Raw genomic sequence first — 23,454 nt, 5'->3', positions numbered from 1 at the left:
AAAGGGCATAGAAAAACGCCGACCGCGGATGGTGCTGCTTTCCTATGTCACCTCGGAAAGCGATCCCGCACGGCACGTGCGCCGCGGATAATAGTAGAGGTTCTGCTCATTAAAAGCCACTAGCGTGAAGCCAATAGTGTAAACCCCCGCAGACATTCTTGATGCGCGGCTTCCATATCTGCGCTCGTAACCAGTCGTGCGTTGTGGGCCCGGCCCCAGTGGTTTCGCAAGTCCGCAACGCTCGTCCCCCGCAATAGCGGCGATTCCGCTTCGACATCAACGGTAGTTTCTACAACGTCAAAGTCGATCTGCCCCAAGGCGATCATGCACGTCAAAAGGTCGTGGATTTGGGCCTGATAGCCTTCCCCCTGCGCTTGGTGGAATTCAAAATAGTAGCGCAACACATCCGGCAGGATTTGTGCCATAGGGTGTCCGTGCAACAATTCCATGACCGCTTCTAGGCGCTGTGGGGTGATGAGAAACTGCTCTGTTAGCTCAAGCGAACATAGTGTGGTGGGAACGCACGGGGCAGATGAATGAAAGTGCTGGGCGGCGGCATGCGGATCAACCCAAAAGTTCCATTCCGCGGTCGGGGTGGTATTTCCCCGGTAGTTAACCGCGCCGCCCATGATGGTAATGGCACCAAACTGCGCGGCGGCCTCGCTCTGCGCTTTTTCAAACGCAGCTAGATTGGTAACCGGCCCGGTAACAATCAGCTGCAGGTCGTGATGGGCGCCTAGTGCTTCTATCCATAGTCGCTGCCAATCGCGGTGGTGCAGCGTGGTAGTAGGTGCTGTGGCATAGCCCAACCCCGTCGGACCATGGGTCTCAGGGGTTGTCGTGAGATCGACCTTTAAGGGGCGGGGCAAGCCGGGGGCTACGGGGACATCGGCAAGCGAGCATAGATCCAGGATCCAGCGGGCATTGGCCGCAGTCTGATAAGCCTCGACGTTGCCGGCTGTGGTGGTAACTCCCACCAGCTCAATTTCCCTGGCATGATGAAGACCCGCCAAATACATCAAGGCGAGGCAATCATCTATGCCGGGGTCACTATCAATTAAAACAGCTGGAGGCGTGGCAATCATAGTGCCAGCCAGTCTAACGCCTTACTTGATGGAGCTCACTAGATTGTCGCCATCTACAAAGGCGAGCGGGGATTCCGGCAGGGTTTCGCGGCCGAGGGCCTCGACGATGACATCGGCGACCAGCTCGCGCGAAGAAGTCATGGACTCCTGTAGCGCCTTATCCTCGATCTGCTCCAGCCCCTGTGCTGGCTCCTCGGTCAGCATCGCTGGTTTGAGGATAAGGTGCGGAAACTCTGCCTGAGCAAGGCGATTGTCTACTTCCTTCTTGGACTCAACGTAGGCATACCACTTCTCGTCGGCGGGATCCGTGGTGGCCTCCTGAGAACCGACATAGGAAATCATGAGGTAGGTAGGCAGATTCTCGCCTTCTTGCTGCAACTTCTCCATCGCGTCAACGGTAGCGAGAGCACCATCGCGGTCCACGGCCCACGTAAGGTCTGCCCCACCGCGGCCGCCGTTGCCAGCGCCCCACACTACGGCGTCATAAGCGGCGAAAAGCTCCGCCCACTGCGCAACGGTCTGCTCAGTAATATCGGCCAATACTGGGGTCGCGCCGAGCTTTTCAATCTCAGACTTCTGCTCAGGGTTGCGGATAAGGGAGTGGACCTCGTGGCCGGCCTCCACCAGCTTTGGGGCGGCCAACAGGCCGACCTTGCCATGTCCACCGATGTACAGAATCTTCTTCTTATCAGTCATACTTCCCCACCGTAACAACGCAGCCTCTTTTCCGCAGCGCCTCGGCCATCGCTGGTGGCAAAATGGCGGCGGTAGCTGCAGCGAGCAGATAGAATTGCACGCATGTATGCCATTATGACTGTCACCGGAGCCGATAGCACCGGCATTATCGCCGCGGTGACCACTACCCTTGCCCAACTCGATATCAACGTCATTGACGTCTCCCAAACGCTCATGGGCGGCTACTTCACCATGATTCTGCGCGTCGAATTTGATGCGGAGAAGGTCTCCATCCAGACCATCAAGGAGCATATGCGCCCCGTGGCGGAAGAAAAGCACCAGTCCATCCGCATTCAGTCCGAAGACCTCTTCACCGCCATGAATGAGATTTAAATGAACACGCGTTTTAATACCACTAATATCTTGGACACCATCGAGATGATTGAGAACTATCGTCTCGATATCCGCACCGTAACCATGGGCATCTCGCTCCTTGGATGTACCCGATCCACCATGGAAGCTACCTGCCAGGCCATCTATGACCGCGTCACGCAGCAGGCCGGGCGCCTAGTGGAGGTATGCGAAGGCATCGAGGGCGAGCTGGGTATCCCCATCGTGAATAAGCGCATCTCCGTCACCCCAATATCCTTGGTAGTAGCCGGTGTAGCAGGAAACCCCGTCGACGCCGCAAAGGCACTGGACAAGGCAGCCAAGGAGGTAGGAGTCAACTTCGTAGGCGGCTATTCCGCTCTGGTAGAAAAGGGCGCGACCACCGCGGAACAAAAGCTCATCAGTTCCATTCCAGAAGCGCTAGCTACGACTGACGTCGTGTGTTCCTCCGTCAATATCGCCAGCTCCCGCGCCGGTATCAACATGGATGCGGCAAGGAAGATGGGCGAGGTTATCAAGGAAGCCGCCGAGCTGACCAAGGACAATTCCGCCATTGCCTGCGCCAAGCTGGTGGTCTTTGCTAACTCTGTGGGTGACAACCCATTTATGGCCGGCGCGTTCCACGGCATCGAAGAACCCGATTGCGTAGTCTCCGTCGGCGTTTCTGGCCCAGGTGTTGTCGACCGCGCCTTGGGATCACTTGAAGGGGCGAGCCTGGACCAGGTAGCGGAAGAAGTGAAGAAGGCCGCTTTCAAGATCACCCGCGCCGGGCAACTGGTGGGCACCATGGCTTCCGAGCGCCTTGGCGTGCCCTTCGGAATCATCGACCTTTCGCTTGCCCCTACTGCCGAATTGGGAGATTCGGTGGCCCACATCCTTGAGCACATGGGCCTAGACCAGGTAGGCGCGCACGGTACAACCGCTGCTTTGGCTCTGCTTAACGACGCCGTAAAGAAGGGCGGCATGATGGCCTGCTCCCGCGTCGGCGGTCTGTCTGGATCCTTCATCCCAGTCTCCGAGGATAAGGGCATGATCGATGCGGTTAAGTCCGGCTCTATCTCCATGGACAAGCTGGAGGCCATGACCGCCATTTGCTCGGTGGGTTTTGACATGATTGCGCTGCCGGGCGATACCTCGGCCGCGACCATTTCGGGCATGATTGCTGACGAGGCCGCTATCGGCGTGATGAATCATAAGACCACGGCGGTACGCGTGATCCCGGTTCCTGGCGCCCAGGTGGGCGACGAGGTGAGCTTCGGCGGCCTCCTGGGCTACGCACCGGTAATCCCGGTCAATAAAGTGGGTAATGCGCAGTTCATTAACCGCGGCGGCTTCATCCCCGCCCCAGTGCATGGATTCCGCAACTAAGGAGAGCGGCAACCGCGCCGCGGCCTAGTCCGCGGCGTGCTCTTCGCCAGGTTTTTCCGACTCCGCCCATTCGGCTAAGTTGGCCTGGAAGTGCTGGTAAGAAGACTCCAGCTGGTGTCGCTCCACCTCGCCACAGACTTGGCGGCGGGCATCGGAGGAGATGGCCCGGGCGGCGTCGGCAAGCACGCCCCGGCGCTCAGCAGTACGCAACAGGGCAACGACCTTGGCCAAGTTATCCAGCAGGCTAAGGTAGATTTCTGCATTATCTGCCGCATCGCGCCGAATCTGCGCGAACATCGCCTCAACAATTTCCTCGTAGCTAAAGGTTTGATAATCGAGCCGGAATTGCCCAGCCACGTGCACAATGCCCTGCGGCAACCGCTTATCCCCAATCACGGTAAGAATCTGGGTAAAGCGGTCAATGATGTCTATGACCGTATAGGGGTCATTGACGCCGGTGCTCAAAGCGCGGGCGGCGATTTCCGCGAGGTGCCGGGCGGTAAATCGTGGGTCGTGGGCCGAGGCATTTTCGCGGTGCTGCGTGAGCACGATGTGACGCTCAATATCTTCCGGCAAATGCGGCACGCCGTGTGCGATGACCTCTCCTTCCAGCACCAAGTCTCCCGGTGCCACGCCCAGGTGCACCGCGCAGTTCTCCTGCGCCGCCGCCTGCGCGATGGCGTCATAATCCACGAATTTAAGGTAACCAGTCTCGCTGCTGCGCCGCTTCTCCGCAGCTTCGTAAAATTCCGGCCCCGGCGCCTTAGCCTCCTTTTCCTGCTCGCCGCGCTGGATAAGTCGGCGCATGTGGTCCTCTACGTCTTGTGCAACTACGTGAACCACGTGGGACATGCTGATCGATTGCGCAATATGCACAATGAAGTAGATAAGGAACACCACGCACGCGAGGGCCAGCAGAACCGTCACCGCCACGTTCAATGAAGGAACGTGCTCTTCTTCCCCATCGCCGCCAGTGCGCACCGCGCGGAGGGACAGCAGCGCAAAGGTGAAAGTGGCAAGATAGATCGCCAAAGTAGATTGGATGGAGCGGTCTTTTAAAAACTCATGTAAAAGGCGTGGGCCCATCACCGTGACCACACCAGATAGTGCGGTCAGCGTGATGAAGAAGACTGTGCCGGCCAATGACAGCGAGGACGTAGCTACGGCGCTCAAAATGCCCTGCGCGCTATCAGCGCTGCCATCATAAAAAGGCGTGGCTGCCACATCGAAAGTGCTACCAATCGCAATAAGCAGCTCCGCACCCACTGCGGCGATCGCCACCGCCACAGCCGGGATAAGCCAAAATTTCTCCCGCCAGGCGGGCATCCTCTCCAGCAGCGTCTTCATATGCTCCTACGCTAGCTCCACAATTTCCATATAGTCATCGGACCACAAATCTTCGTCACCATCGGGCATGATGATGACGCGTTCTGGGTCCAAGGCCTTAACCGCACCCGGGTCGTGTGTTACCAGCACCACAGCACCGGTGTAGGTCTTGAGCGCATCAAGCACCTGCTCGCGCGAAATCGGATCCAGGTTATTCGTCGGCTCATCCAGCAGCAGCACATTCGCGCGGCTAGAGACCAGCGCGGCCAAGGCTAGGCGCGTCTTCTCACCGCCGGATAGAGTGCCCGCGGGTTGTTCCAACTTCTCGCCGGAGAACATGAAGGCACCAAGCAGACTACGCAGTTCCTGCTGATCCGCGTCTGGGCAGGCGTCAATGGTGTTTTGCCATACAGACTTATCCGGATCGATGGTGTCGTGTTCCTGCGCAAAATAGCCGATCCGCAAGCCGTGGCCGCTGACGATGCCACCTTCACCGTCGGTGCGCTCCACTCCGGCCAGCAATTTCAACAGCGTGGTCTTACCCGCGCCGTTATAGCCCAGCACCACTACTCTTGACCCTTTATCGATGGCCAAATCCACCCCGGCGAAGACCTCTAGGGAGCCGTACATTTTGGTCAGCCCCTTAGCATTCATGGGTGTCTTACCGCACGGAGCCGGCTCGGGGAACTTGATATTGGCCACCTTATCGGCCACCCGTACCTCGTCGAGCTGGCTCATCATGCGTTCAGCGCGGTGGAGCATCTGCTTGGCCGCGGCGGCCTTCGTTGCCTTGGCGCCCAACTTAGCGGCTTGCTTTTGCAGTGCGGATGCTTTCTTTTCCGCATTGGCCCGCTCTCGGCGACGGCGCGCTTCATCGGTAGCACGAGCATCGAGGTATTTCTTATACCCCATGTTGTATACATCGGCCTCGCCGCGAACCGCATCGAGGAACCACACCTTATTACACACGGCCTCAAGCAGCTCGACGTCGTGAGAAATCATAATGAGCCCGCCCTCATGCTTGGACAGGAATTGGCGGAGCCACGTAATAGAATCCGCGTCCAAGTGGTTCGTCGGCTCATCGAGGAGCAGGGTGGTCTGGGATTTTCCGGACCCCTCGGTAGCGGCAAAGAGAATTTGCGCTAGCTCCACGCGGCGGCGCTGACCACCCGAGAGAGTTTTGAGTTGCTGGTCTAGGACGCGCTGCGGCAGACCCAAATTATCGCATATTTGCGCGCACTCGGAGTCGGCTTCATAGCCGCCAAGCGACTCGAATTGCTCCTCCAAGCGGGAGTATTTCCGGATGGCCTTATCCCGGAACTTATCGTCAGTGGCCGATTCCATAAGCTCTTGTTGCTTGGCCATGCGGCGCTTGAGATCATCCAAACCGCGGGCGGAGAGAACGCGCTCTCGCGCGGTCTGTTCAATATTTCCTTCGCGGGAATCTTGGGGCAAATAACCAATGGGGCCCGAACGAGTTACTGAGCCGCCATAGGGCTCGGTCTCCCCTGCCAAAATGCGCATAGTCGTCGTCTTGCCCGCGCCGTTGCGGCCGATAAGCCCGATGCGGTCACCGGGTTGCACACGCAAGTGCTGCCCGGGGGCTTCGAGAAGCGTGCGCGCTCCTACCCTGACTTCGAAATCATTGGTTACAATCACGAAGAAACAGTCTAGCAATCGACGCTGCCGACGCTAAGACGCGCTAACGCCCCCAACAACTGTCTCCCTAGACCGGGAAATGCGCTGCTGGAGGCGTGTACGTAGGACGCGATTTAAACCGCGAAGCCGAGGGCCTGAAGTTGCTCGCGGCCCTCTTCCGTAATCATCTGCGGACCCCATGGCGGCATCCATACCCAGTTGATACGGACGGCATCGGCCAATTTATTGGCCTTGACGATGTCTTCCACCTGCTCAGCAATGACATCGGTCAATGGGCAGGCCGGCGAGGTCAACGTCATATTGATCATGACGATTTCCTTGCCATTGTCCTCTTCGAACCACAGATCATAGACAAGGCCCAAGTCAACAACGTTGATCCCGAGCTCAGGGTCAATGACGTCTCGCATAAATTCGGTGACGTCAAATGCCTTGGAAATCTGCTCTTCGGTTTGCTCCGGTCGCTCGCCGCTGCCGGAGAAAGAGGAATTCTCGTTCTGATAAGGATCTACGGGATCGGTCATCTAGCTCTCCACTTCTGTTAGTGCATCGGCGGAAGCAGCCTGGAAGGCCTTCCATCCGAGGAGCGCACACTTTACGCGCGCTGGGTACTGGGACACTCCGGCGAAGGCTACGCCATCACCGATGAGGTCTTCATCGCCCTCGTCCTGGCCGCGAGAGGTGATCATCTTTTCAAAATCGGCCAGCTTCTCATTGGCTTGCGCGAGCGGTAGCCCAACGATTTCTTCAGCCATAACCGAGGTAGAAGCCTGCGAGATGGAACAGCCTTCCGCGTCATAGGAGACGTCCTCAACGGTCTTGCCGTCATCGGAAAGGCGCACGCGCAGGGTCAGCTCATCTCCGCAGGACGGGTTCACATGGTGAACCTCAGCCTGATAAGGCTCCCTCAATCCGGCGTGCTGCGGGTTCTTGTAGTGGTCCAGGATGACGTCCTGGTACATGGAATCTAGGTTCATGAGGCAACTCCAAAGAATTCGCGGGCGGCCTTGATTGCTTCCACCAGCTTATCTACTTCTTCCTCGGTGTTATAGAGGTAGAAGCTGGCGCGAGCAGTGGATTGTGCCCCGCAGGCGCGGTGCAATGGCCACGCGCAGTGGTGGCCAACGCGAATGGACACGCCGTGGTCATCGAGGACCTGGCCCAAGTCATGCGGGTGAACGCCGTCCACGGTGAAAGAAATGGCACCGCCGCGGTTTTCAGTGGTTTCCGGTCCGATGATGCGCAGTCCCGGGATTTCTTTCAACTGGCGCAGTGCGCGCTCCGTAAGTTTCTTTTCGTGCGCGTGGATATTATCCATGCCCACTTCTTCCAAAAACTTCACCGCGGCGCCGAGGCCTACTACCTGGCTGGTCATCTGCGTGCCTGCCTCAAAGCGTGTCGGCGGCTCGGCAAAGGTTGTCTCTTCCATTTTGACAATCTCAATCATGGAACCACCGGTCAAGAAAGGCGGCAGCTTCTTGAGCAGTTCCTCCTTGCCGTAGAGCACACCGACGCCGCTGGGGCCACACATCTTATGACCGGAAAACGCCGCGAAGTCCACATCCAAGGCGTGGAAATCTACCGCCATGTGCGGTACGGATTGGCAAGCGTCGAGTACAACCATGGCGTCAACCGCGCGGGCGCGGCGTACCAGCTCATCCACATCCGCCACAGCACCGGTCACATTGGACTGATGGGTAAACGCAACGACCTTGACGGATTCATCGAGTTCGAGCGAATCGAGATCGATGCGGCCGTCTTCGGTCATGGAGTACCACTTCAACGTAGCGCCGGTACGAGCGCAAAGCTCCTGCCACGGCACCAAGTTAGCGTGATGCTCCAGTTCGGTGATCACAACGGTATCGCCCTCGCCTACGTAGAGGTCCCCCGCGCGTTCGTCGCTAAGCACATAAGCAACCTCGTTCAGGGCCTCGGTGGCGTTTTTGCTAAAGGCGATTTCATCGCGGTCCGCGCCTACGAACGCGGCGATAGCCTGTCGCGCGGACTCATAGGCATCATCGGCTTCTTCCGCCAACTGGTAGGAACCGCGGTGAACAGGGGCGTTCGTGTGCAACACAAACTCCTCTTCCGCCTTCCACACCGGCAGCGGGCGCTGGGAGGTAGCGCCTGAATCCAGATACACCAGAGGCTTATCACCACGGACGGTGCGCTGGAGAATCGGGAACTGCTCCCTGATTGCGTTTACATCAAATCCAGACATGAATCTTCTTAGGATAGTCTCGGTTGACCGGCCGGTGGCCGGTCCTTACTTGAGGAACTGGTCGTAGCCGTCAGACTCGAGCTGATCGGCCAATTCAGCCCCATCGGTCTTGATGACGTGGCCATCAGCGAAGACGTGGACAAAATCCGGCTTCACGTAGTTCAGGATGCGCTTATAGTGGGTAATCATCAAAATGCCACCATTGGTTTCCTTCTGGTAGCTGTTGATGCCCTCAGAAACGATGCGCAAGGCGTCAACGTCCAAGCCGGAGTCCGTCTCATCCATCACCGCGAACTTTGGCTTGAGGATATCCAGCTGCATAACCTCATGGCGCTTCTTCTCGCCACCGGAAAATCCCTCGTTAACGGAGCGGGAGATGAAGGACTTATCGATCTTCAGGTTCTCGCGGGCCTGGGTAAGCTCCTTATTCCATTCACGCAGCTTCGGTGCCTCACCACGGATGGAGGTGACGGCGGAACGCATGAACTGGGAGACCTTTACGCCTGGGACCTCAGTGGGGTACTGCATGGCCAGGAAAAGGCCGGCACGAGCGCGCTCATCGACGGGCATGTCCAGTAGGTTTTCGCCGTCGAGCAGCACCTCGCCCTCGGTGACCTCATACTTTGGGTGGCCGGCGATGGTGTAGGACAAGGTGGACTTGCCGGAGCCGTTCGGGCCCATAATGGCGTGGATCTCGCCAGAGTTGATGGTCAGGTTGACGCCCTTGAGAATTTCCTTCGGCTCGCCGCCTTCTTCCGTCGGCAGCACCTGAGCGTGGAGGTTCTTAATTTCCAGAGTAGACATAATGTGTGTGGTTTCCTTCTATGAAAGCTTTAGGCGGAGATCTTTTCCAGTTCTTCGGAAATGCGGTCTTCCAATTCCTCAGACAGGGACTGCACCGGGATGCGGTGGATGACCTCATTGAAGAAGCCACGGATGATGAGGCGGCGGGCTTCAGCCTCTGGAATGCCGCGAGACATGAGGTAGAACAACTCAATGTCATCGAAGCGACCAACGGTGGCTGCGTGGCCAGCGCCGGTAATTTCACCAGTCTCAATCTCCAGGTTAGGGATTGCATCCGCGCGAGCGCCCTCGGTCAGGATCAGATTGTTATTGGTCTCGTAGGTATCAGTGCCCTGTGCATTGGAGCGAATGAGAACATCGCCCACCCAGCAGGTGCGGGCCTCATTTTGCTTAGTACCCTGCAGCGCGCCCTTATAAAGAACATGGGAGCGGCAGTTAGGAACGGAGTGATCCACGAGCATGCGGTTCTCAAAGTACTGGCCTTCGTCCGCGAAGTACACGCCCAATAGCTCTGCGTCGCCACCTTGCTCGGTGAAGTTCACGCGCGGCACGATGCGTACTACTTCGCCGCCAAAAATGGCAGAGTTATGGCGTAGCACGGAATCGCGGCCGAGCTGGGCAACGTGGTTGGACAGGTGAACCGCATCGTCTTCCCAGTCAACGTCAACGACAACGGTCAAGTGAGCACCATCGCCCACGATGAACTCGACGTTATCCGCGTGGGTGCCGGAGCCGACATACTTCAAAATGACGGTAGCTTCGGCGTGGTGGCCTACCTCGATGGAGGTGGCGCCAAAGGACGTTACGCCCTCTCCCCTGCCGGTATAGGTGATGACGACGGGTTCTTCGACCTGAGCCTCTGCATCGATGGTGACAACCTGGCCTTCTGGCATGGAGGTCCATGCCTGTGCCGCGACACGATCAGACGGGGTACCTACACGGCCCAATCGTTCATCCTCACGAGCGACGGTCTCGGAGCTTACGCCCTGGTGCTCGCTCACGGTGACATCCTGGGCTACAGCCTCAGCAAAGTCGCCATTATGCAGGCCACGGAGCTTGCGCAGGGAAACAAAGCGCCAGACCTCGTCACGGCCGTGCGGCACCGGGAAGTCCTCCACGTTGGTGGAGGTAAAGACATCACCCTTGGTGATCTTATCCGGATTGAATTCGTTCGAAGCGACCATTTTCTTTAGCCGACCGATCCTTCCATTTGCAGTTCGATGAGGCGGTTGAGCTCGAGGGCGTACTCCATCGGCAGCTCCTTAGCAATCGGCTCAACGAAGCCACGCACGATCATCGCCATTGCTTCTTCTTCCGCAATGCCGCGGGACATCAAGTAAAACAACTGCTCCTCAGAAACCTGGGAAACGGTTGCCTCATGGCCCAGCGTGACGTGGTCATTACGGATGTCGTTATACGGATATGTATCCGAACGCGAGATGTTGTCGACCAACAGCGCATCGCATTCGACGTTCGAAGTGGAATGGTGCGCGTTCTGATTGACCTGCACCAAGCCGCGGTAAGCGGCGCGACCGCCGGCACGTGCCACCGACTTGGAAACGATATTGGAAGAGGTGTGCGGGGCCATGTGGGTCATCTTGGCACCGGTGTCTTGGAACTGATCCTCACCAGCAAAAGCAACGGAGAGGACCTCGCCCTTTGCATATGGTCCGGTCATCCACACTGCCGGGTACTTCATCGTGACCTTGGAACCAATATTGCCGTCGACCCATTCCATGGTGCCGCCCTCTTCTACCTTGGTGCGCTTGGTCACCAAGTTGTAGACGTTGCTGGACCAGTTCTGAATGGTGGTGTAGCGGCAACGGCCGCCCTTCTTCACAATGATCTCCACTACTGCAGAGTGCAAAGAGTCAGACTTATAGATAGGTGCGGTACAGCCCTCGACGTAGTGCACATAGGCGTCCTCATCAACGATGATGAGGGTGCGCTCAAACTGACCCATGTTTTCCGTGTTGATGCGGAAATAAGCCTGCAGCGGAATATCCACGTGCACGCCCTTTGGCACGTAAATAAAGGAGCCACCCGACCACACGGCGGAGTTCAGCGCGGAGAACTTATTATCGCCCGCGGGGATGACGGTACCGAAATACTCCTTGAAGAGCTCTGGGTAGTCACGCAGCGCAGTGTCGGTATCGACGAAGATAACGCCCTGGCTTTCTAGGTCCTCACGAATCTGGTGGTAGACAACCTCAGATTCGTACTGGGCTGCCACGCCTGCAACGAGGCGCTGCTTTTCGGCCTCTGGAATGCCCAACTTATCGTAAGTGGCCTTAATGTCATCCGGGAGGTCTTCCCACGTCTGAGCCTGCTCCTCGGTGGACTTCACGTAGTACTTAATCTGGTCAAAATCGATGCCAGATAGGTCCGCGCCCCACGTGGGGATGGGCTTTTTATCAAAGATATTGAGAGCCTTTAGGCGCTGGTTAAGCATCCATTCTGGCTCGCCCTTCTTGGCGGAAATATCGCGTACTACATCTTCGTTTAAGCCGCGGCGAGCAGAAGCACCAGCCGCGTCCGAGTCGTGCCAGCCGTACTCATATGCACCAATGGAATCAATGATTTCATCATCGGTCATCTTGTTGTCGGGTGCCGATTGTGCCTGGGTCATGACTCGCTCCTTTCAGTATTTGTATTAACGGGTGTCAAGGGGATGTTAGTGGTACAGATTCCGTGACCTCCAGCAATGGAAGCCAAAGGCTGTACGTGTTTGCCTAATAAAGCAGAAAAGACTTCCTGTTCCGCCTCACACAGCTCTGGATGCTCGGCCGCCACGTGGGAGACCGGACAATGGTGTTGACAGATCTGCACTCCTTGGCCGGCGCGGTCCACCGTGGCGGCGTACCCGTGCTCATCCAAGACCTCGGCCAGCTTGCGAGCCACGTCTTCAACAGACTCGCCCTCTTCTATCAGAGGCCGAACATCTGCCACGAGGCGCTCAAAGCGGACTTTGGCAAAGTGTTTGACGGCCTCGGACCCGCCGACCGCGCGTAAAGCTGTCAGGGCTTCTGAGGCCAGATCATCATAAGCGTGACCGAATTGTGCGCGGCCACGATCGGTGAGGCGGAAGTATTTGGCTGGTCGCCCGCGACCAGAACCGCTGACCGCAGAGCCGCGGGGAGCGGGGCGGCGGCGCACGACCTCCGTCAGTTCCTCTTCCACCAAGTTGTCTAAGTGCCGGCGAATTCCGGCAGCAGAAAGGCCAAGGCGTTCACCCAAGTGGGAAGCGGTAACGGGCCCGTCTTTCAACAGCAACAGCATAACTTGACGGCGGGTATCACCATCCGTGGTGCGGGATTCCTTCGCCGGCTTCGGCGTAGCCACACTACGTTGCGGACTGCTCATGTTGGGACCTCCCTTCGCGCTTCAGACACTTACTGCCGCCCCGCAACGTCCTCCCGTAGCTCCGGGATGCTCGCCGCAGTTCAACAGCGCCTTCAATATTAGACAACACTAGTGTTCCTTAATTCATTCCGGAATGCCACCATTGGCCAAACTTCGGCGTGGCACGGGGGTGGCAACACTCCCCTAACGGCCCGACTCGACCGTGCTGCCCACGATGTGGGCGGGCCCGCTGGGGTTTAAGCAATTGATTCGCGTAAAGTCATATGCCATGACAGGCAAAATCCGCGGCTTATTTTCTGGCGTGAAGGCAGAGCTGCCGCAGCTGGGTACCGCTGGTTCCCGGTCGGCACGGTTACACGCCGAAGACACGGGGGCCGCCGAACCTGATTCTCGGTTTGATTTTGTCCCCGCCAATGCGGATGGCCTCAAGCGCACCACCACAGCACAGTGGCGGACATTTTTCATTCTGCGCTGGGTAGGCACGGTAGGCTCCCTGCTCATTGCGTTCGGCGCCCTAGGCGCCGGCGCACTCCCCGTGGTGGGCAATCCCTACGACAACGTGCCCTTCGGCTCCTTGATGTCCCGCATGTTGCAAACCTCCTCCGCCATAGTAATGGTGGGAGTAGGCCTATTGGTCTCCGCTTGGGTGTTCCTCGCCCCCTTTGTCGGAACCCCCTTGCGCCAACCTCAGGACAAGGCCACCGCCCCAGCGGGTGCTCGCCGTCCGGTGACCACGCATCAACTGTGGCAAACTTGGGCGGGGTGGGTCATCCCGTTGATTTTTACCGCCCCGCTATTCACCCAAGATATCTACTCCTACTTGGCTAATGGTTCCATCGTGGCACAGGGCATGGATCCATATTCTGCCGGGCCCGTTCAATTGCTAGGGGCAGGTAATAAGCTCGCCCGCTCCGTGCCGTTTATCTGGGCTAATTCCCCTTCCCCTTATGGCCCGGTAGCACTCGGCCTAGCAGCTGTGGTCAGCGCGGTTACTTCTAACTCCATCCTCTTGGGCGTTATCACCCATCGCCTATTGTCCATCGCCGGGATTATTGTTGCTGGTTGGGCCATAAGCTGTCTCGCGCGGCGCTGCCGGGTATCTCCAGAATCTGCACTGTGGCTCGGCATCCTCAACCCGCTGACCATCTTGCATCTAGTGGGCGGAATCCATAATGAGTCCATCATGTTGGGTTTGCTATTGGTGGGCATGGAACTGGGTCTCCGCGGCGTCGACAAGCTGGATGCCTCCCGACGCAGTGCCTACCTAGCCCTGGTAGCTTCCGGTTTTTGCCTTTCCTGTGCCGGAATGGTCAAGGTTACTGGCTTTATTGGGCTGGGCTTTGTGGGCATGGCCTACGCTCGCCGCCTCATCAACGCACACGGTACGGCACGCTGGAAGGCCCTGGCCTACGCCATCGCTTTGCAAATAATCGTTTTAGTAGCAACCGTTGCTCTTATTAGCGTCTGCACCGGCATTAGCTTGGGGTGGATTACCGGGCAAGGCGGGGCGGCGTCCATTCGCTCGTGGCTTTCTACGTCCACCGCCGTAGGCGTAGGTACCGGTTTTATCGGAATGCTCCTAGGCCTTGGCGACCACACCGAAGCCATTCTCACAGTCACCCGCACCTTTGGTGTTCTCGTGGCGGTAGCCTTCATGGCCCGCATGCTCTTTGCCACCTTGCGCGGCCACATCCACCCCGTGGGAGGACTCGGCATCGCCTCTTTAGTACTGGTTATCTTTTTCCCCGTCGTCCATCCGTGGTACATCCTATGGGCCGTACTACCTTTGGCCGCGTGGGCTAATAGGCTCATTTTCCGCTTCAGCGTCGTAGCCTATTCCGCAGCGATGAGCTTCTTTGTGCTGCCGCGCGGTCTCGGCCTTCCCCCCAGCACCATCATTGTGGTCTACGTGTCAGCCGCCTGTGCCTTCACTGCTATCGCCACCCTGTGGTGGGTTGCAGTGCGGCGCAGCGGAATCCGTGTCCTAAACTAATGCCACGTGAATTCCATTTCAGCAGACCGCCCAGCCCTAACCTTGGACAACGTGGTGAAGAAGTTTGGCTCCACCACTGCCGTAAACGGCCTTAGCCTCAGCGTTGCCCAGGGCGAGGTCTTTTGTCTCCTTGGCCCCAATGGTGCCGGAAAGTCCACGACGATTGAAATGTCAGAGGGCTTTCTCCATCCCACCAGCGGCACCATCGACGTCCTAGGGCTAAACCCAAGTACCGAACCAGATAGGGTGCGAGAAAAGGTCGGTATCATGCTCCAAGGCGGCGGTTCCTATTCCGGCATCCGCGTGCTAGAAATGCTGGAGCTTTCTGCCCGATACAGCGCCCGGCCTCTCTCCCCGCAGTGGCTACTAGAAACGTTGGGGCTTGAGGGGGTGGCTCGCACCCCTTATCGCAGGCTATCTGGAGGACAACAGCAACGCCTGTCCCTCGCCTTGGCTATCATCGGACGACCCGAGTTGGTTTTTCTGGATGAACCTACGGCAGGCATGGATGCACAATCCCGGTTGGCGGTCTGGGACCTAGTCCGAGCCCTGCAGCGGGATGGCGTAACCATCGTTCTAACCACCCACCTGATGGATGAGGCGGAGTCGCTGGCAGACCGCTTGGCCATCATGGATCATGGTCAGCTGGTAGCTCACGGCACCCCCGCAGAACTTACCGCCCAGACGGAATCGGCAGGGCTTAATTTCAGCACCAACATCGACGTAGATATGGAGGCCCTAGCTGCGGCGGGGATTAATGCCACCAAATCCCGTCCCCTGCATTACCGCTTGAGCCAAGCCGGCACTCCCGAGACCATCGCCACGCTCAGCGCTGAGCTCGCCCGCCAAGGAGTCTTACTGCGGTACTTAGATGCGGCCCACCGCAATCTGGAAGAGGTATTCCTTGACCTCACGGGCCGCCACTTGCGCAGCTAGCTGCAATCCCATCTTGGGAAAATATTCAATTCATTGTGTCGAGGAAAGAAGCCATTTATGAGCACCACCTTTAAACCCGGGACCTTTACTCCCGCCCCCAAGCGGACCAGCGCCGGCGCTATGCTGCTCGCGCAAGGCACGATGGAAGCTAAGCTCATGCTGCGCCACGGCGAGCAGCAACTGCTCAGCGTCATCATTCCACTGGCCATCCTCATTGGTGCGGCCCACTTGGAGTCCGTTACCAAGCACGGCCTGCACGAGGTTTTCCCCATGGTGCTTGCAGTTGCGGCCACCTCTGCGGGCTTTACAGGTCAAGCTATTTCACTTGCCTTTGACCGACGCTACGGGGCCCTCAAGCGCACCGGGGCATCCGGGGTGCCGGCATGGGCCATTATCGGCGGCAAAATCCTCGGCGTGCTCACGATGGTGGTATTCCAAATCCTTGTCTTGGGCATAGCCGCCTTCATTTTGGGTCTGCGTATCAGCGCGGGTGGGGTGTTGCTCATGCTCCTCTCTCTTTTCTTTGGCGTCGCGGCTTTTACCGCCATGGGGCTACTGCTTGGCGGCACGCTTAGTTCAGAGATGGTGCTCGCGCTGGCCAACCTCATCTGGTTCCTGCTCCTCGGCGTGGTCGGGTGGACCCTATACTCCCAGGGATTGGGCGATAATGGCATCCTCAACGTGGTCCCCACCGTCGCTCTGGCAGGCGCACTTACCGACGCCTCCAATTCCACTTTCCCCGGCCTCGAACTTATTTCCTTGGTAGCTTGGCTCGCCGTGGCGTCGTTCGCAGCGGTCCGTTGGTTCCGCTTCGAGGGCTAAATGTGACTTTTGTCCGGTTCCGCCCGAAACAAGAGGAATTTTTATGCCCAAAATCTCCCGACTAGTAGGATGCTATGCGTGAATTACTGGACAAAAATCAAGCGCTTCTTTAAAGAAGCCGCCCCTACGCTGCAGCAACAGCGCCTCATCGCGCTCATCCTTCTCTTATGCCAGGGTGGCATTACCGTGTCTGGGTCCATTGTCCGCGTGACCGGCTCGGGACTCGGCTGCCCTACCTGGCCCGAGTGCCAGCCTGGCTCCCTTGTCCCCATGGAAGGCGCCGCTCCTGCACTGCACCAGGCCATCGAGTTTGGTAACCGCCTGCTCACGTTCGTCGTCACCGCTGCGGCGGTAGCCGCCGTCATCGCCATGCGCATGGCACGTCGGCGCACAGAGCTTAAGGTGTATGCATGGCTCAATGTCGCTGGCATTGTGCTACAGGCGGTCATTGGCGGAATTTCTGTCCATCTCGACCTGCGCTGGTGGTCTGTAGCACTGCACTTCCTGCCATCAATGCTCTTGGTATGGCTGGCGGCAATGCTCTATTCCCGCATCTTGGAACCCGATGACGGAACGCCACGAGCACGATTCCCCCAGGCGATTCGCTTACTCGCTGCAGTCGCTACCGTTGCCCTCAGCATTGTCCTTATCACCGGCACTATGGTTACCGGTTCGGGCGTCCACTCTGGCGATTCCGGGGTCGGAATGGAAGGCCGCTTGCAGGTGGATACCGAAGCCATGGCCGTCACCCACGCCATGTGCATGTACGCCTACCTGACGCTTACCGTGATTACCATCTTCCTGCTCTATAAGAACCGTGCCCCACAGGACGCGAAGAAGGCGGGCTGGGTCCTCATCGCCTGCATCCTTATCCAGTGGGCCGTAGGCGTCTACCAGTTCTATATGAGCATTCCGCGCTGGACTGTTCCTTTCCACATTGGGCTATCCTCCTTTGTCACGGCCTATACCGCACTACTGTGGGCACACGGCGTACGCCGTACCGATGGCACCGCAGATCTCATCACCGGCTCCCCTAGCGGCGATGAAAAGTACGCCGCACGCCAAGCCTCGCTAGAAGCAGCACGCGTGACGGCTTAACGCGCAGCGCAACCAGCCGGCCGAAGTCCTGCACTCGGCCGGCTTTTTGCGCTAGCCTGGCTATATGCACGCAATTCAGGTCACAGAAACCGGCGGACCAGAAGTACTTCGCTATACCGAAGTTCCCGCCCCCACCCCGAATGACGATGAGGTCTTGGTAGACGTCATCATGGCCGGCGTCAACTACATCGATACCTATTACCGTGAGGGTATCTATAATGCGACCGCCCCTTTCATTCCCGGATTCGAAGGTACTGGGCGAGTCGTCCACGATCCAAAGGGAGAAATTGCGGAAGGCACAATGGTGGCGTGGAACCAGGCCTTCGGCTCCTACGCCGAAAAGGTCTGCGTCCCGCGCGAGGGACTGGTGGCAGTCCCAGACGATTTCCAACCTGAGGTCGCAGCATCCATGTTGCTCCAAGGCATTACCGCGCACTATCTAGCGCACGGGGTCTATCAATTGGGCGAAGGTGCTTCTTGCCTGATTACCGCCGGTGCCGGCGGCGTGGGGCAAATCCTCACCCAGATGGCATCGTCGCTAGGTGCTACCGTTTATACGGTCGTGTCCACGGACGAAAAGGAAGAACTATCCTACGCGGCCGGGGCGGATAAGGTTTTTCGCTACGGCGAGGGGCTCGCCGAGCAAGTTCGCCGCTACAACGGTGACAAGGGCGTCGACGTGGTTTATGACGGCGTCGGCAAAGCTACCTTCCAGGAATCGCTAGAGGCAGTACGCCCACGCGGCACCGTCGCGCTTTTTGGTGCCGCCTCTGGCCCGGTTGAGCCTATCGACCCACAGCTGCTGAACAAGCATGGGTCCATCTTCCTGACGCGGCCTTCCATCGGCGCATGGACGGCACAAGAAGGCGAGTTTCAAATGCGCGCCCAAGCAGTCGTCCAAGCTGTCATGGACGGCGACCTACGCTTTAACGTCACGGCCTCCTATCCTTTGGCAGAAGCCGCTGCGGCTCACCGCGACCTGCAGGAGCGCAAGACTACCGGCTCCATCGTTCTGCGCGTCCAAGACGGCGACGGAGACGGGGACAAGGACTAGGTTTCACCCACCTACACCTAGAGCGCGGGAGAAAAGCAGCACTGCTTCTCCCGCGCTCTTTTTGCCCCGCTCTTGGAATGGGGCACAGTTAGAATAACGTGGCCGACCAGCCCAGCATCCGGCCCAAGGGCTCCCAGCCTAAGACTGCGTCGATGGACAAACCGATAAAGAGCACCGAAAGGTAGTTATTGGAGTAAATGAACAAGCGCATCGGTTTAACCTTGGCGCCATTTTTAACTCCCTTATGCAAACGGATAGCCATCCACAGGAATACCGCACCCGAAGCAAGCGCTGCGACCAAGTAGATCCACGATGCTGCGGGGACGATGAGTAGGGTCACGATCACCGTTCCCACGGTGTACCACACGATCTGGCGAGTGACTTCCGCTTCGCCTGCCACTACAGGCAGCATCGGCACGCCGGCTTTTCGGTAGTCTTCCTTGTACTTCATGGCCAGCGCCCATGTGTGCGGCGGAGTCCAGAAGAAAATAATGAGGAAGAGCACCACTGCCTGCCACCAGCGGTCAGGCTCTCCGGCTGGGGCGTTATCCCGAATTACGGCCCAGCCAACCATGGCCGGCATACAGCCTGCGAGGCCGCCCCAGACGATGTTTTGCGCATTGCGCATCTTCAAAAACTTGGTGTAGACGAAGACATAGAAGAAGTTCGTCAACACGACGAAGAAAGCTGCGAGCCAAGAATGGGCAAGGAGGCCCAGCCACAGCACGGAAAGGATGAGCATTACCCAGGCGAAAATTGCTGCGTTTCGCTTAGAAATCTTGGCCCTTACCAACGGGCGGGCTCTCGTGCGCTGCATTTTTTGATCCAGCTCGTAGTCCACGACGTTATTAAACGTGTGGGCGGCGGCAGCGCCCATCCAACCGCCAAAAATGGTCGACACGATAAGCCAGATATTGTCTGACACAGCCTCCACGCCGCGCTGCGCTTGGAGCATCGCCGGGATTGCGGCCACGAGGAGGAGCTCAATGATCCTCGGTTTCGTTAGCGCAAAATAGGCCTTGATGGTCTCCAAGGAATTCCTCCACTATCTGAACGTTGGTGAACTGTGCCTCGCACGTATCCTGCGCGCGGTCACCCCTAGCGGTCGCACATGCCCGTGAAAAAGTTCCAGTTCTCTCACTCACATTTTTCGGCGCAGGCGCGAGAGGTTACAGACCCATGTCCGCTAGATTTGGCACACGCTTTTGCGTGCTCGCGTGCACCGCTTAGCCATGCCAGCATACCGGTTATGCCTGGCTTTCTATAATTGCGCACCGCCGGCTAAAAAATTACTAGACTTAATAAAGTTAAGTACTTTTTGCCTAGACGTAAGCGAGGCTTTTCGTGCCGAAAGATAAGTTGTCCCCAGAGCTCCAAACTATGGTTGAGCGCCGTTATCCGGAGGATTGGTCGGAGCTTGACACCCGCGCTATCGACACCGTGCGAGTACTAGCCGCCGACGCGGTACAAAAGTGCGGTTCCGGTCACCCCGGCACGGCAATGTCACTCGCTCCCCTCGCCTACACGCTCTACCAGCGGGTCATTAATCACGATCCCGCTGACGTGCACTGGGCTGGCCGCGACCGCTTCGTACTTTCGGTCGGCCACTCTTCCCTTACCCAGTACATCCAGCTCTACTTGGGCGGCTTTGGCTTGGAAATGGAAGACCTCGAGCAGCTGCGCACGTGGGGGTCACGCACCCCAGGCCACCCCGAGGTCCACCACACCGACGGTGTTGAAATCACCACTGGCCCCCTCGGCCAAGGTCTAGCGTCCTCCGTTGGAATGGCCATGGCGGCGCGTAAGGAGCGCGGCCTTTTCGATCCAGAAGCCCCTGCTGGTGAATCCCCCTTCGATCACTACATCTACACCATCGCCTCCGATGGCGACCTACAAGAAGGCGTTACCGCGGAGGCTTCTTCTCTGGCTGGCACGCAAAAGCTGGGCAACTTGATCGTCTTCTGGGACGATAACCGAATCTCTATTGAAGACGATACAAATATTGCCTTCAATGAAGATGTGGTGGCCCGATATGAGGCCTACGGCTGGCACGTCCAAACGGTGGAATCCGGAGAAGATGTCGTAGCCATTGAGGCTGCTGTCAAGGCTGCTCAAGCAGAAACCGATCGTCCGTCCTTCATCCGCGTAAAGACGGTTATCGGCTACCCTGCCCCGAATAAGATGAATACCGGCGGTGTCCACGGTGCTGCGTTGGGCGATGACGAGGTAGCTGCCACCAAGGAAGTCTTGGGCTTTGATCCGGAGCGCAGCTTCCACATCGATGATGAGGTCATTGCGCACACCCGCATGTTGCGCGAGCGCGGCGCAGAAAAACACTCAGCGTGGCAAGAAAAGTTCGACGCATGGGCTGCAGCTAATCCGGAGAGTAAGGCACTTTTTGACCGCATGAATGCGCGCGAATTGCCGCAAGACTTCAGTGCTGATCTACCGGAATGGGAACCAGGCGAAACTTTGGCAACCCGCAAGGCTTCTGAAGCCGCCATCCAGGCCTTGGCTGCTTCTCTGCCGGAGATGTGGGGCGGTTCTGCCGACCTTGCCGGTTCTAATAACACCGTGATCAAGGGCGCGGATTCCTTCGGCCCCGCGGCCATTACTACCGATATGTGGTCGGCTCAACCCTATGGCCGCAACCTGCACTTCGGTATTCGCGAGCACGCAATGTCTGCGATTATGAGCGGTATTGCCCTGCACGGTAATACCCGCGTCTACGGCGGCACCTTCCTTATCTTCTCCGAGTACCAGTACCCGGCTGTGCGCTTGGGTTCCCTGATGTCGACCGATACCTACTACGTGTGGACCCATGACTCCATCGGTTTGGGCGAAGATGGCCCTACCCACCAGCCAGTAGAGACTCTTTCTGCCCTGCGTGCCATTCCCAACCTGTCCGTTATCCGCCCTGCGGATGCCAACGAGACTGCACAGGCATGGGCGGCAGCCCTTGAGTACAAGGCCGCGCCTAAGGGCCTGGCGCTGAGCCGCCAGGGACTACCAGTGCTGGAAGGCACCAAGGAAAAGGCGCATGACGGCGTCCGCCGCGGTGCCTATGTTCTGGTGGAAGAGTCAAAGGAGACACCAGAGGTCATCCTTCTTGCTACAGGCTCTGAGGTGCAGCTGGCTGTCGCTGCCGCGAAGGAGCTAGAGGCAGCTGGAACGGCGACCCGCGTTGTGTCCGCACCCTGCCTCGAGTGGTTTGATGAGCAGGATGACGCTTACCGCGAATCTGTGCTCCCCAGCAAGGTGCAGGCGCGCGTTTCTATTGAGGCCGGTATTGCAATGCCATGGCATAAGTACACCGGTTCCTTTGGCCGCAGCATCTCCATTGAGCACTACGGCGCATCTGCTCCTGCAGGCGAGCTCTTTGAAAAGTTTGGATTCACCACTGCAGCGGTAGTTGAGGCGGCACAGGAGTCCCTAGCCGCCGCGAATAAGTAACCCCTAACAGGACTGGATAAGGATAAAGCATGAACCATATCTCGGAACTTGCCCAGCTGGGAACCTCGACCTGGCTTGATGATCTTTCTCGCGAGCGTCTCGTTTCCGGCAACCTCAAGGAAATCATTTCGACCAAGTCCATTGTGGGCGTGACCACCAACCCAGCGATTTTCGCTGCGGCGATGACCAATGGCACCGCTTACGACGCCGAGCTGGCAACGCTAAAGGAGTCAAAGGCCAGCGCCGATGAAGCGGTATACGCCCTTGCCATTGAAGACGTTCAAAATGCGTGTGACCTCTTTGCGGATATTTACTCCTCCACTGATGGGGCAGATGGCCGTGTATCCATAGAAGTCGATCCGCGAATTTCGGATGACCCTACCGCCACACTCGAACAGGCCCGTGAGCTGTGGTCGAAGGTCGATCGCCCTAATGTCATGATCAAGATTCCAGCCACCACCGGCTCCCTCCCAGCAATTGAGGATGCCCTGGCGGAAGGTATCAGTGTCAATGTCACCCTCATTTTCTCTGTGGAACGCTACCGCGCTGTCATCGAGGCCTTCTGTACCGGTCTCAAGCGTGCCGCCGAGTCCGGAAAGGACGTCGCAACTATCCACTCCGTAGCGTCCTTCTTCGTTTCCCGTTTGGATGCCGAAGTAGACAAGCGCTTGGAGGCCATTGGCAGCGAGCAAGCCCTAGCACTGCGGGGCAAGGCGGGCGTCGCCAATGCACAGCGCGCCTATGCCCTCTTCCAGGACACTTTGCTTGACGACGCCGACTTGCCAGAAGGCTCCCACCTTCAGCGTCCATTGTGGGCTTCGACCGGTGTGAAAAATCCCGATTACCCAGCCACCTTGTACGTATCTGAGCTGGCCGGTCCGCATACGGTCAACACCATGCCGGAAAAGACCATCGATGCGGTTCTCGACCAAGGCAATCTTCACGGAGATGCCCTATCGGACAGCCGCGAGACGGCAGAAGGCGTCTTTGCCCAGCTAAACGAGGTTGGCATTGATTTCGACGATGTCTTTGCCGTGCTAGAGCGCGAGGGAGTAGAAAAGTTTGTTGCCGCTTGGAATGAACTACTTGCTTCCATCGAGGAACGACTCGCGTAAACTAGCCGTGTGACTTGTGCCCCGCCGAAAATTCGGCGGGGCATTCTGCCGCTAGAATATTAGCGAGCTAAAAGCCCATAAACTCAGGAAGGATT

At 57.9% G+C, this 23,454-nt stretch carries 21 protein-coding genes; 9 read left to right on the top strand and 12 right to left on the bottom strand.

The annotated features are described in order from the left end of the window. Positions 1–119 precede the first annotated feature (119 nt). Positions 120–1,085, bottom strand: a complete 966-nt coding sequence (locus WMP97_RS10170) for a nucleoside hydrolase (protein WP_340440442.1) — start codon at positions 1,083–1,085, stop codon at positions 120–122. A gap of 21 nt (positions 1,086–1,106) precedes the next feature. Continuing rightward, on the bottom strand, positions 1,107–1,781 hold the full coding sequence (locus WMP97_RS10165) for an NAD(P)H-binding protein (protein WP_340440441.1): 675 nt from the start codon (positions 1,779–1,781) through the stop codon (positions 1,107–1,109). 102 nt (positions 1,782–1,883) lie between these two features. Between WMP97_RS10165 and WMP97_RS10160 the strand changes: the two genes are divergently transcribed. Both WMP97_RS10160 and WMP97_RS10155 read left to right on the top strand, forming a co-directional pair. Continuing rightward, positions 1,884–2,153 carry an ACT domain-containing protein gene (locus WMP97_RS10160; RefSeq protein WP_049360814.1) on the top strand — a complete coding sequence of 90 codons (270 nt, stop codon included), beginning with the start codon at positions 1,884–1,886 and terminating at the stop codon, positions 2,151–2,153. Further along, the gene (locus WMP97_RS10155) at positions 2,154–3,518 is read left to right on the top strand and encodes a PFL family protein (protein ID WP_340440440.1); all 1,365 of its coding nucleotides are present in this window, start codon (positions 2,154–2,156) and stop codon (positions 3,516–3,518) included. Between the two features lie 24 nt (positions 3,519–3,542). Here the strand turns inward: WMP97_RS10155 and WMP97_RS10150 are convergent, their stop codons facing one another. The 9 genes from WMP97_RS10150 to WMP97_RS10110 form a co-directional block, all read right to left on the bottom strand. Then, positions 3,543–4,865: a DUF2254 domain-containing protein gene (locus tag WMP97_RS10150; RefSeq protein WP_340440439.1), complete on the bottom strand. Its 1,323-nt coding sequence runs from the start codon at positions 4,863–4,865 to the stop codon at positions 3,543–3,545. A 6-nt stretch (positions 4,866–4,871) separates the two neighbouring features. Further along, entirely contained in the window at positions 4,872–6,503 is a 1,632-nt protein-coding gene (locus WMP97_RS10145; protein WP_023021517.1) for an ABC-F family ATP-binding cassette domain-containing protein, read from the bottom strand. Positions 6,504–6,616: 113 nt separating this feature from the next. After that, complete coding sequence (locus WMP97_RS10140; protein WP_023021516.1) at positions 6,617–7,024, bottom strand: metal-sulfur cluster assembly factor; 408 nt, start codon at positions 7,022–7,024, stop codon at positions 6,617–6,619. Further along, complete coding sequence (gene sufU / locus WMP97_RS10135) at positions 7,025–7,477, bottom strand: Fe-S cluster assembly sulfur transfer protein SufU (protein WP_340440438.1); 453 nt, start codon at positions 7,475–7,477, stop codon at positions 7,025–7,027. Next, entirely contained in the window at positions 7,474–8,721 is a 1,248-nt protein-coding gene (locus WMP97_RS10130; protein ID WP_239203994.1) for a cysteine desulfurase, read from the bottom strand. The genes sufU and WMP97_RS10130 overlap by 4 nt, the downstream gene beginning before the upstream one ends. Before the next feature lie 45 nt (positions 8,722–8,766). After that, positions 8,767–9,525 (bottom strand): Fe-S cluster assembly ATPase SufC, encoded by a 759-nt coding sequence (gene sufC / locus WMP97_RS10125; RefSeq protein WP_340440437.1) that lies wholly within the window; start codon positions 9,523–9,525, stop codon positions 8,767–8,769. Between the two features lie 29 nt (positions 9,526–9,554). After that, a complete protein-coding gene (gene sufD, locus WMP97_RS10120) occupies positions 9,555–10,709 on the bottom strand; it encodes a Fe-S cluster assembly protein SufD (protein WP_239203996.1) in 1,155 nt (384 codons plus the stop codon). A 5-nt stretch (positions 10,710–10,714) separates the two neighbouring features. Then, on the bottom strand, positions 10,715–12,154 hold the full coding sequence (gene sufB, locus WMP97_RS10115) for a Fe-S cluster assembly protein SufB (protein ID WP_023021511.1): 1,440 nt from the start codon (positions 12,152–12,154) through the stop codon (positions 10,715–10,717). Next, positions 12,151–12,888, bottom strand: a complete 738-nt coding sequence (locus tag WMP97_RS10110; protein ID WP_239203998.1) for a helix-turn-helix transcriptional regulator — start codon at positions 12,886–12,888, stop codon at positions 12,151–12,153. Before WMP97_RS10110 ends, sufB begins: the two co-directional genes overlap by 4 nt. A 268-nt stretch (positions 12,889–13,156) precedes the next feature. On the opposite strand from WMP97_RS10110, the gene mptB reads away from it, so the two are divergent. From mptB to WMP97_RS10085, 5 genes are all read left to right on the top strand, one after another. Beyond that, a complete protein-coding gene (gene mptB / locus WMP97_RS10105; RefSeq protein ID WP_340440436.1) occupies positions 13,157–14,881 on the top strand; it encodes a polyprenol phosphomannose-dependent alpha 1,6 mannosyltransferase MptB in 1,725 nt (574 codons plus the stop codon). 6 nt (positions 14,882–14,887) lie between these two features. Then, positions 14,888–15,817: an ABC transporter ATP-binding protein gene (locus WMP97_RS10100; protein WP_340440435.1), complete on the top strand. Its 930-nt coding sequence runs from the start codon at positions 14,888–14,890 to the stop codon at positions 15,815–15,817. A 57-nt stretch (positions 15,818–15,874) separates the two neighbouring features. Then, positions 15,875–16,639 (top strand): ABC transporter permease, encoded by a 765-nt coding sequence (locus WMP97_RS10095; protein WP_239204004.1) that lies wholly within the window; start codon positions 15,875–15,877, stop codon positions 16,637–16,639. A gap of 69 nt (positions 16,640–16,708) precedes the next feature. Continuing rightward, positions 16,709–17,737 (top strand): COX15/CtaA family protein, encoded by a 1,029-nt coding sequence (locus tag WMP97_RS10090; protein ID WP_239204006.1) that lies wholly within the window; start codon positions 16,709–16,711, stop codon positions 17,735–17,737. Between the two features lie 64 nt (positions 17,738–17,801). Beyond that, positions 17,802–18,791, top strand: a complete 990-nt coding sequence (locus tag WMP97_RS10085; protein ID WP_239204008.1) for a quinone oxidoreductase family protein — start codon at positions 17,802–17,804, stop codon at positions 18,789–18,791. Between the two features lie 88 nt (positions 18,792–18,879). Here WMP97_RS10085 and WMP97_RS10080 read toward each other — a convergent pair whose 3' ends face one another. Then, positions 18,880–19,824 (bottom strand): heme o synthase, encoded by a 945-nt coding sequence (locus WMP97_RS10080; protein ID WP_239204010.1) that lies wholly within the window; start codon positions 19,822–19,824, stop codon positions 18,880–18,882. Between the two features lie 347 nt (positions 19,825–20,171). On the opposite strand from WMP97_RS10080, the gene tkt reads away from it, so the two are divergent. Beyond that, positions 20,172–22,244 carry a transketolase gene (tkt, locus tag WMP97_RS10075; protein ID WP_340440446.1) on the top strand — a complete coding sequence of 691 codons (2,073 nt, stop codon included), beginning with the start codon at positions 20,172–20,174 and terminating at the stop codon, positions 22,242–22,244. A 29-nt stretch (positions 22,245–22,273) separates the two neighbouring features. Beyond that, entirely contained in the window at positions 22,274–23,359 is a 1,086-nt protein-coding gene (gene tal, locus WMP97_RS10070; protein WP_340440434.1) for a transaldolase, read from the top strand. The last annotated feature ends 95 nt before the right edge of the window (positions 23,360–23,454 follow it).

This window comes from Corynebacterium sp. KPL4072, from assembly GCF_037908395.1.
GTDB lineage: Bacteria > Actinomycetota > Actinomycetes > Mycobacteriales > Mycobacteriaceae > Corynebacterium > Corynebacterium kefirresidentii.
The sequence above is the reverse complement of the archived record's forward strand: the minus strand, read 5'-3'. Positions and strand labels throughout refer to the sequence as shown.

Bases quoted from the DNA above. Each gene is read 5' to 3' on its own strand.
- WMP97_RS10170 (WP_340440442.1), bottom strand. From the start codon at position 1,085: ATGATTGCCACGCCTCCAGCTGTTTTAATTGATAGTGACCCCGGCATA.
- WMP97_RS10165 (WP_340440441.1), bottom strand. From the start codon at position 1,781: ATGACTGATAAGAAGAAGATTCTGTACATCGGTGGACATGGCAAGGTC.
- WMP97_RS10160 (WP_049360814.1), top strand. From the start codon at position 1,884: ATGTATGCCATTATGACTGTCACCGGAGCCGATAGCACCGGCATTATC.
- WMP97_RS10155 (WP_340440440.1), top strand. From the start codon at position 2,154: ATGAACACGCGTTTTAATACCACTAATATCTTGGACACCATCGAGATG.
- WMP97_RS10150 (WP_340440439.1), bottom strand. From the start codon at position 4,865: ATGAAGACGCTGCTGGAGAGGATGCCCGCCTGGCGGGAGAAATTTTGG.
- WMP97_RS10140 (WP_023021516.1), bottom strand. From the start codon at position 7,024: ATGACCGATCCCGTAGATCCTTATCAGAACGAGAATTCCTCTTTCTCC.
- sufU (WP_340440438.1), bottom strand. From the start codon at position 7,477: ATGAACCTAGATTCCATGTACCAGGACGTCATCCTGGACCACTACAAG.
- WMP97_RS10130 (WP_239203994.1), bottom strand. From the start codon at position 8,721: ATGTCTGGATTTGATGTAAACGCAATCAGGGAGCAGTTCCCGATTCTC.
- sufC (WP_340440437.1), bottom strand. From the start codon at position 9,525: ATGTCTACTCTGGAAATTAAGAACCTCCACGCTCAGGTGCTGCCGACG.
- sufD (WP_239203996.1), bottom strand. From the start codon at position 10,709: ATGGTCGCTTCGAACGAATTCAATCCGGATAAGATCACCAAGGGTGAT.
- sufB (WP_023021511.1), bottom strand. From the start codon at position 12,154: ATGACCCAGGCACAATCGGCACCCGACAACAAGATGACCGATGATGAA.
- WMP97_RS10110 (WP_239203998.1), bottom strand. From the start codon at position 12,888: ATGAGCAGTCCGCAACGTAGTGTGGCTACGCCGAAGCCGGCGAAGGAA.
- mptB (WP_340440436.1), top strand. From the start codon at position 13,157: ATGACAGGCAAAATCCGCGGCTTATTTTCTGGCGTGAAGGCAGAGCTG.
- WMP97_RS10095 (WP_239204004.1), top strand. From the start codon at position 15,875: ATGAGCACCACCTTTAAACCCGGGACCTTTACTCCCGCCCCCAAGCGG.
- WMP97_RS10090 (WP_239204006.1), top strand. From the start codon at position 16,709: ATGCTATGCGTGAATTACTGGACAAAAATCAAGCGCTTCTTTAAAGAA.
- WMP97_RS10085 (WP_239204008.1), top strand. From the start codon at position 17,802: ATGCACGCAATTCAGGTCACAGAAACCGGCGGACCAGAAGTACTTCGC.
- tkt (WP_340440446.1), top strand. From the start codon at position 20,172: ATGGTTGAGCGCCGTTATCCGGAGGATTGGTCGGAGCTTGACACCCGC.
- tal (WP_340440434.1), top strand. From the start codon at position 22,274: ATGAACCATATCTCGGAACTTGCCCAGCTGGGAACCTCGACCTGGCTT.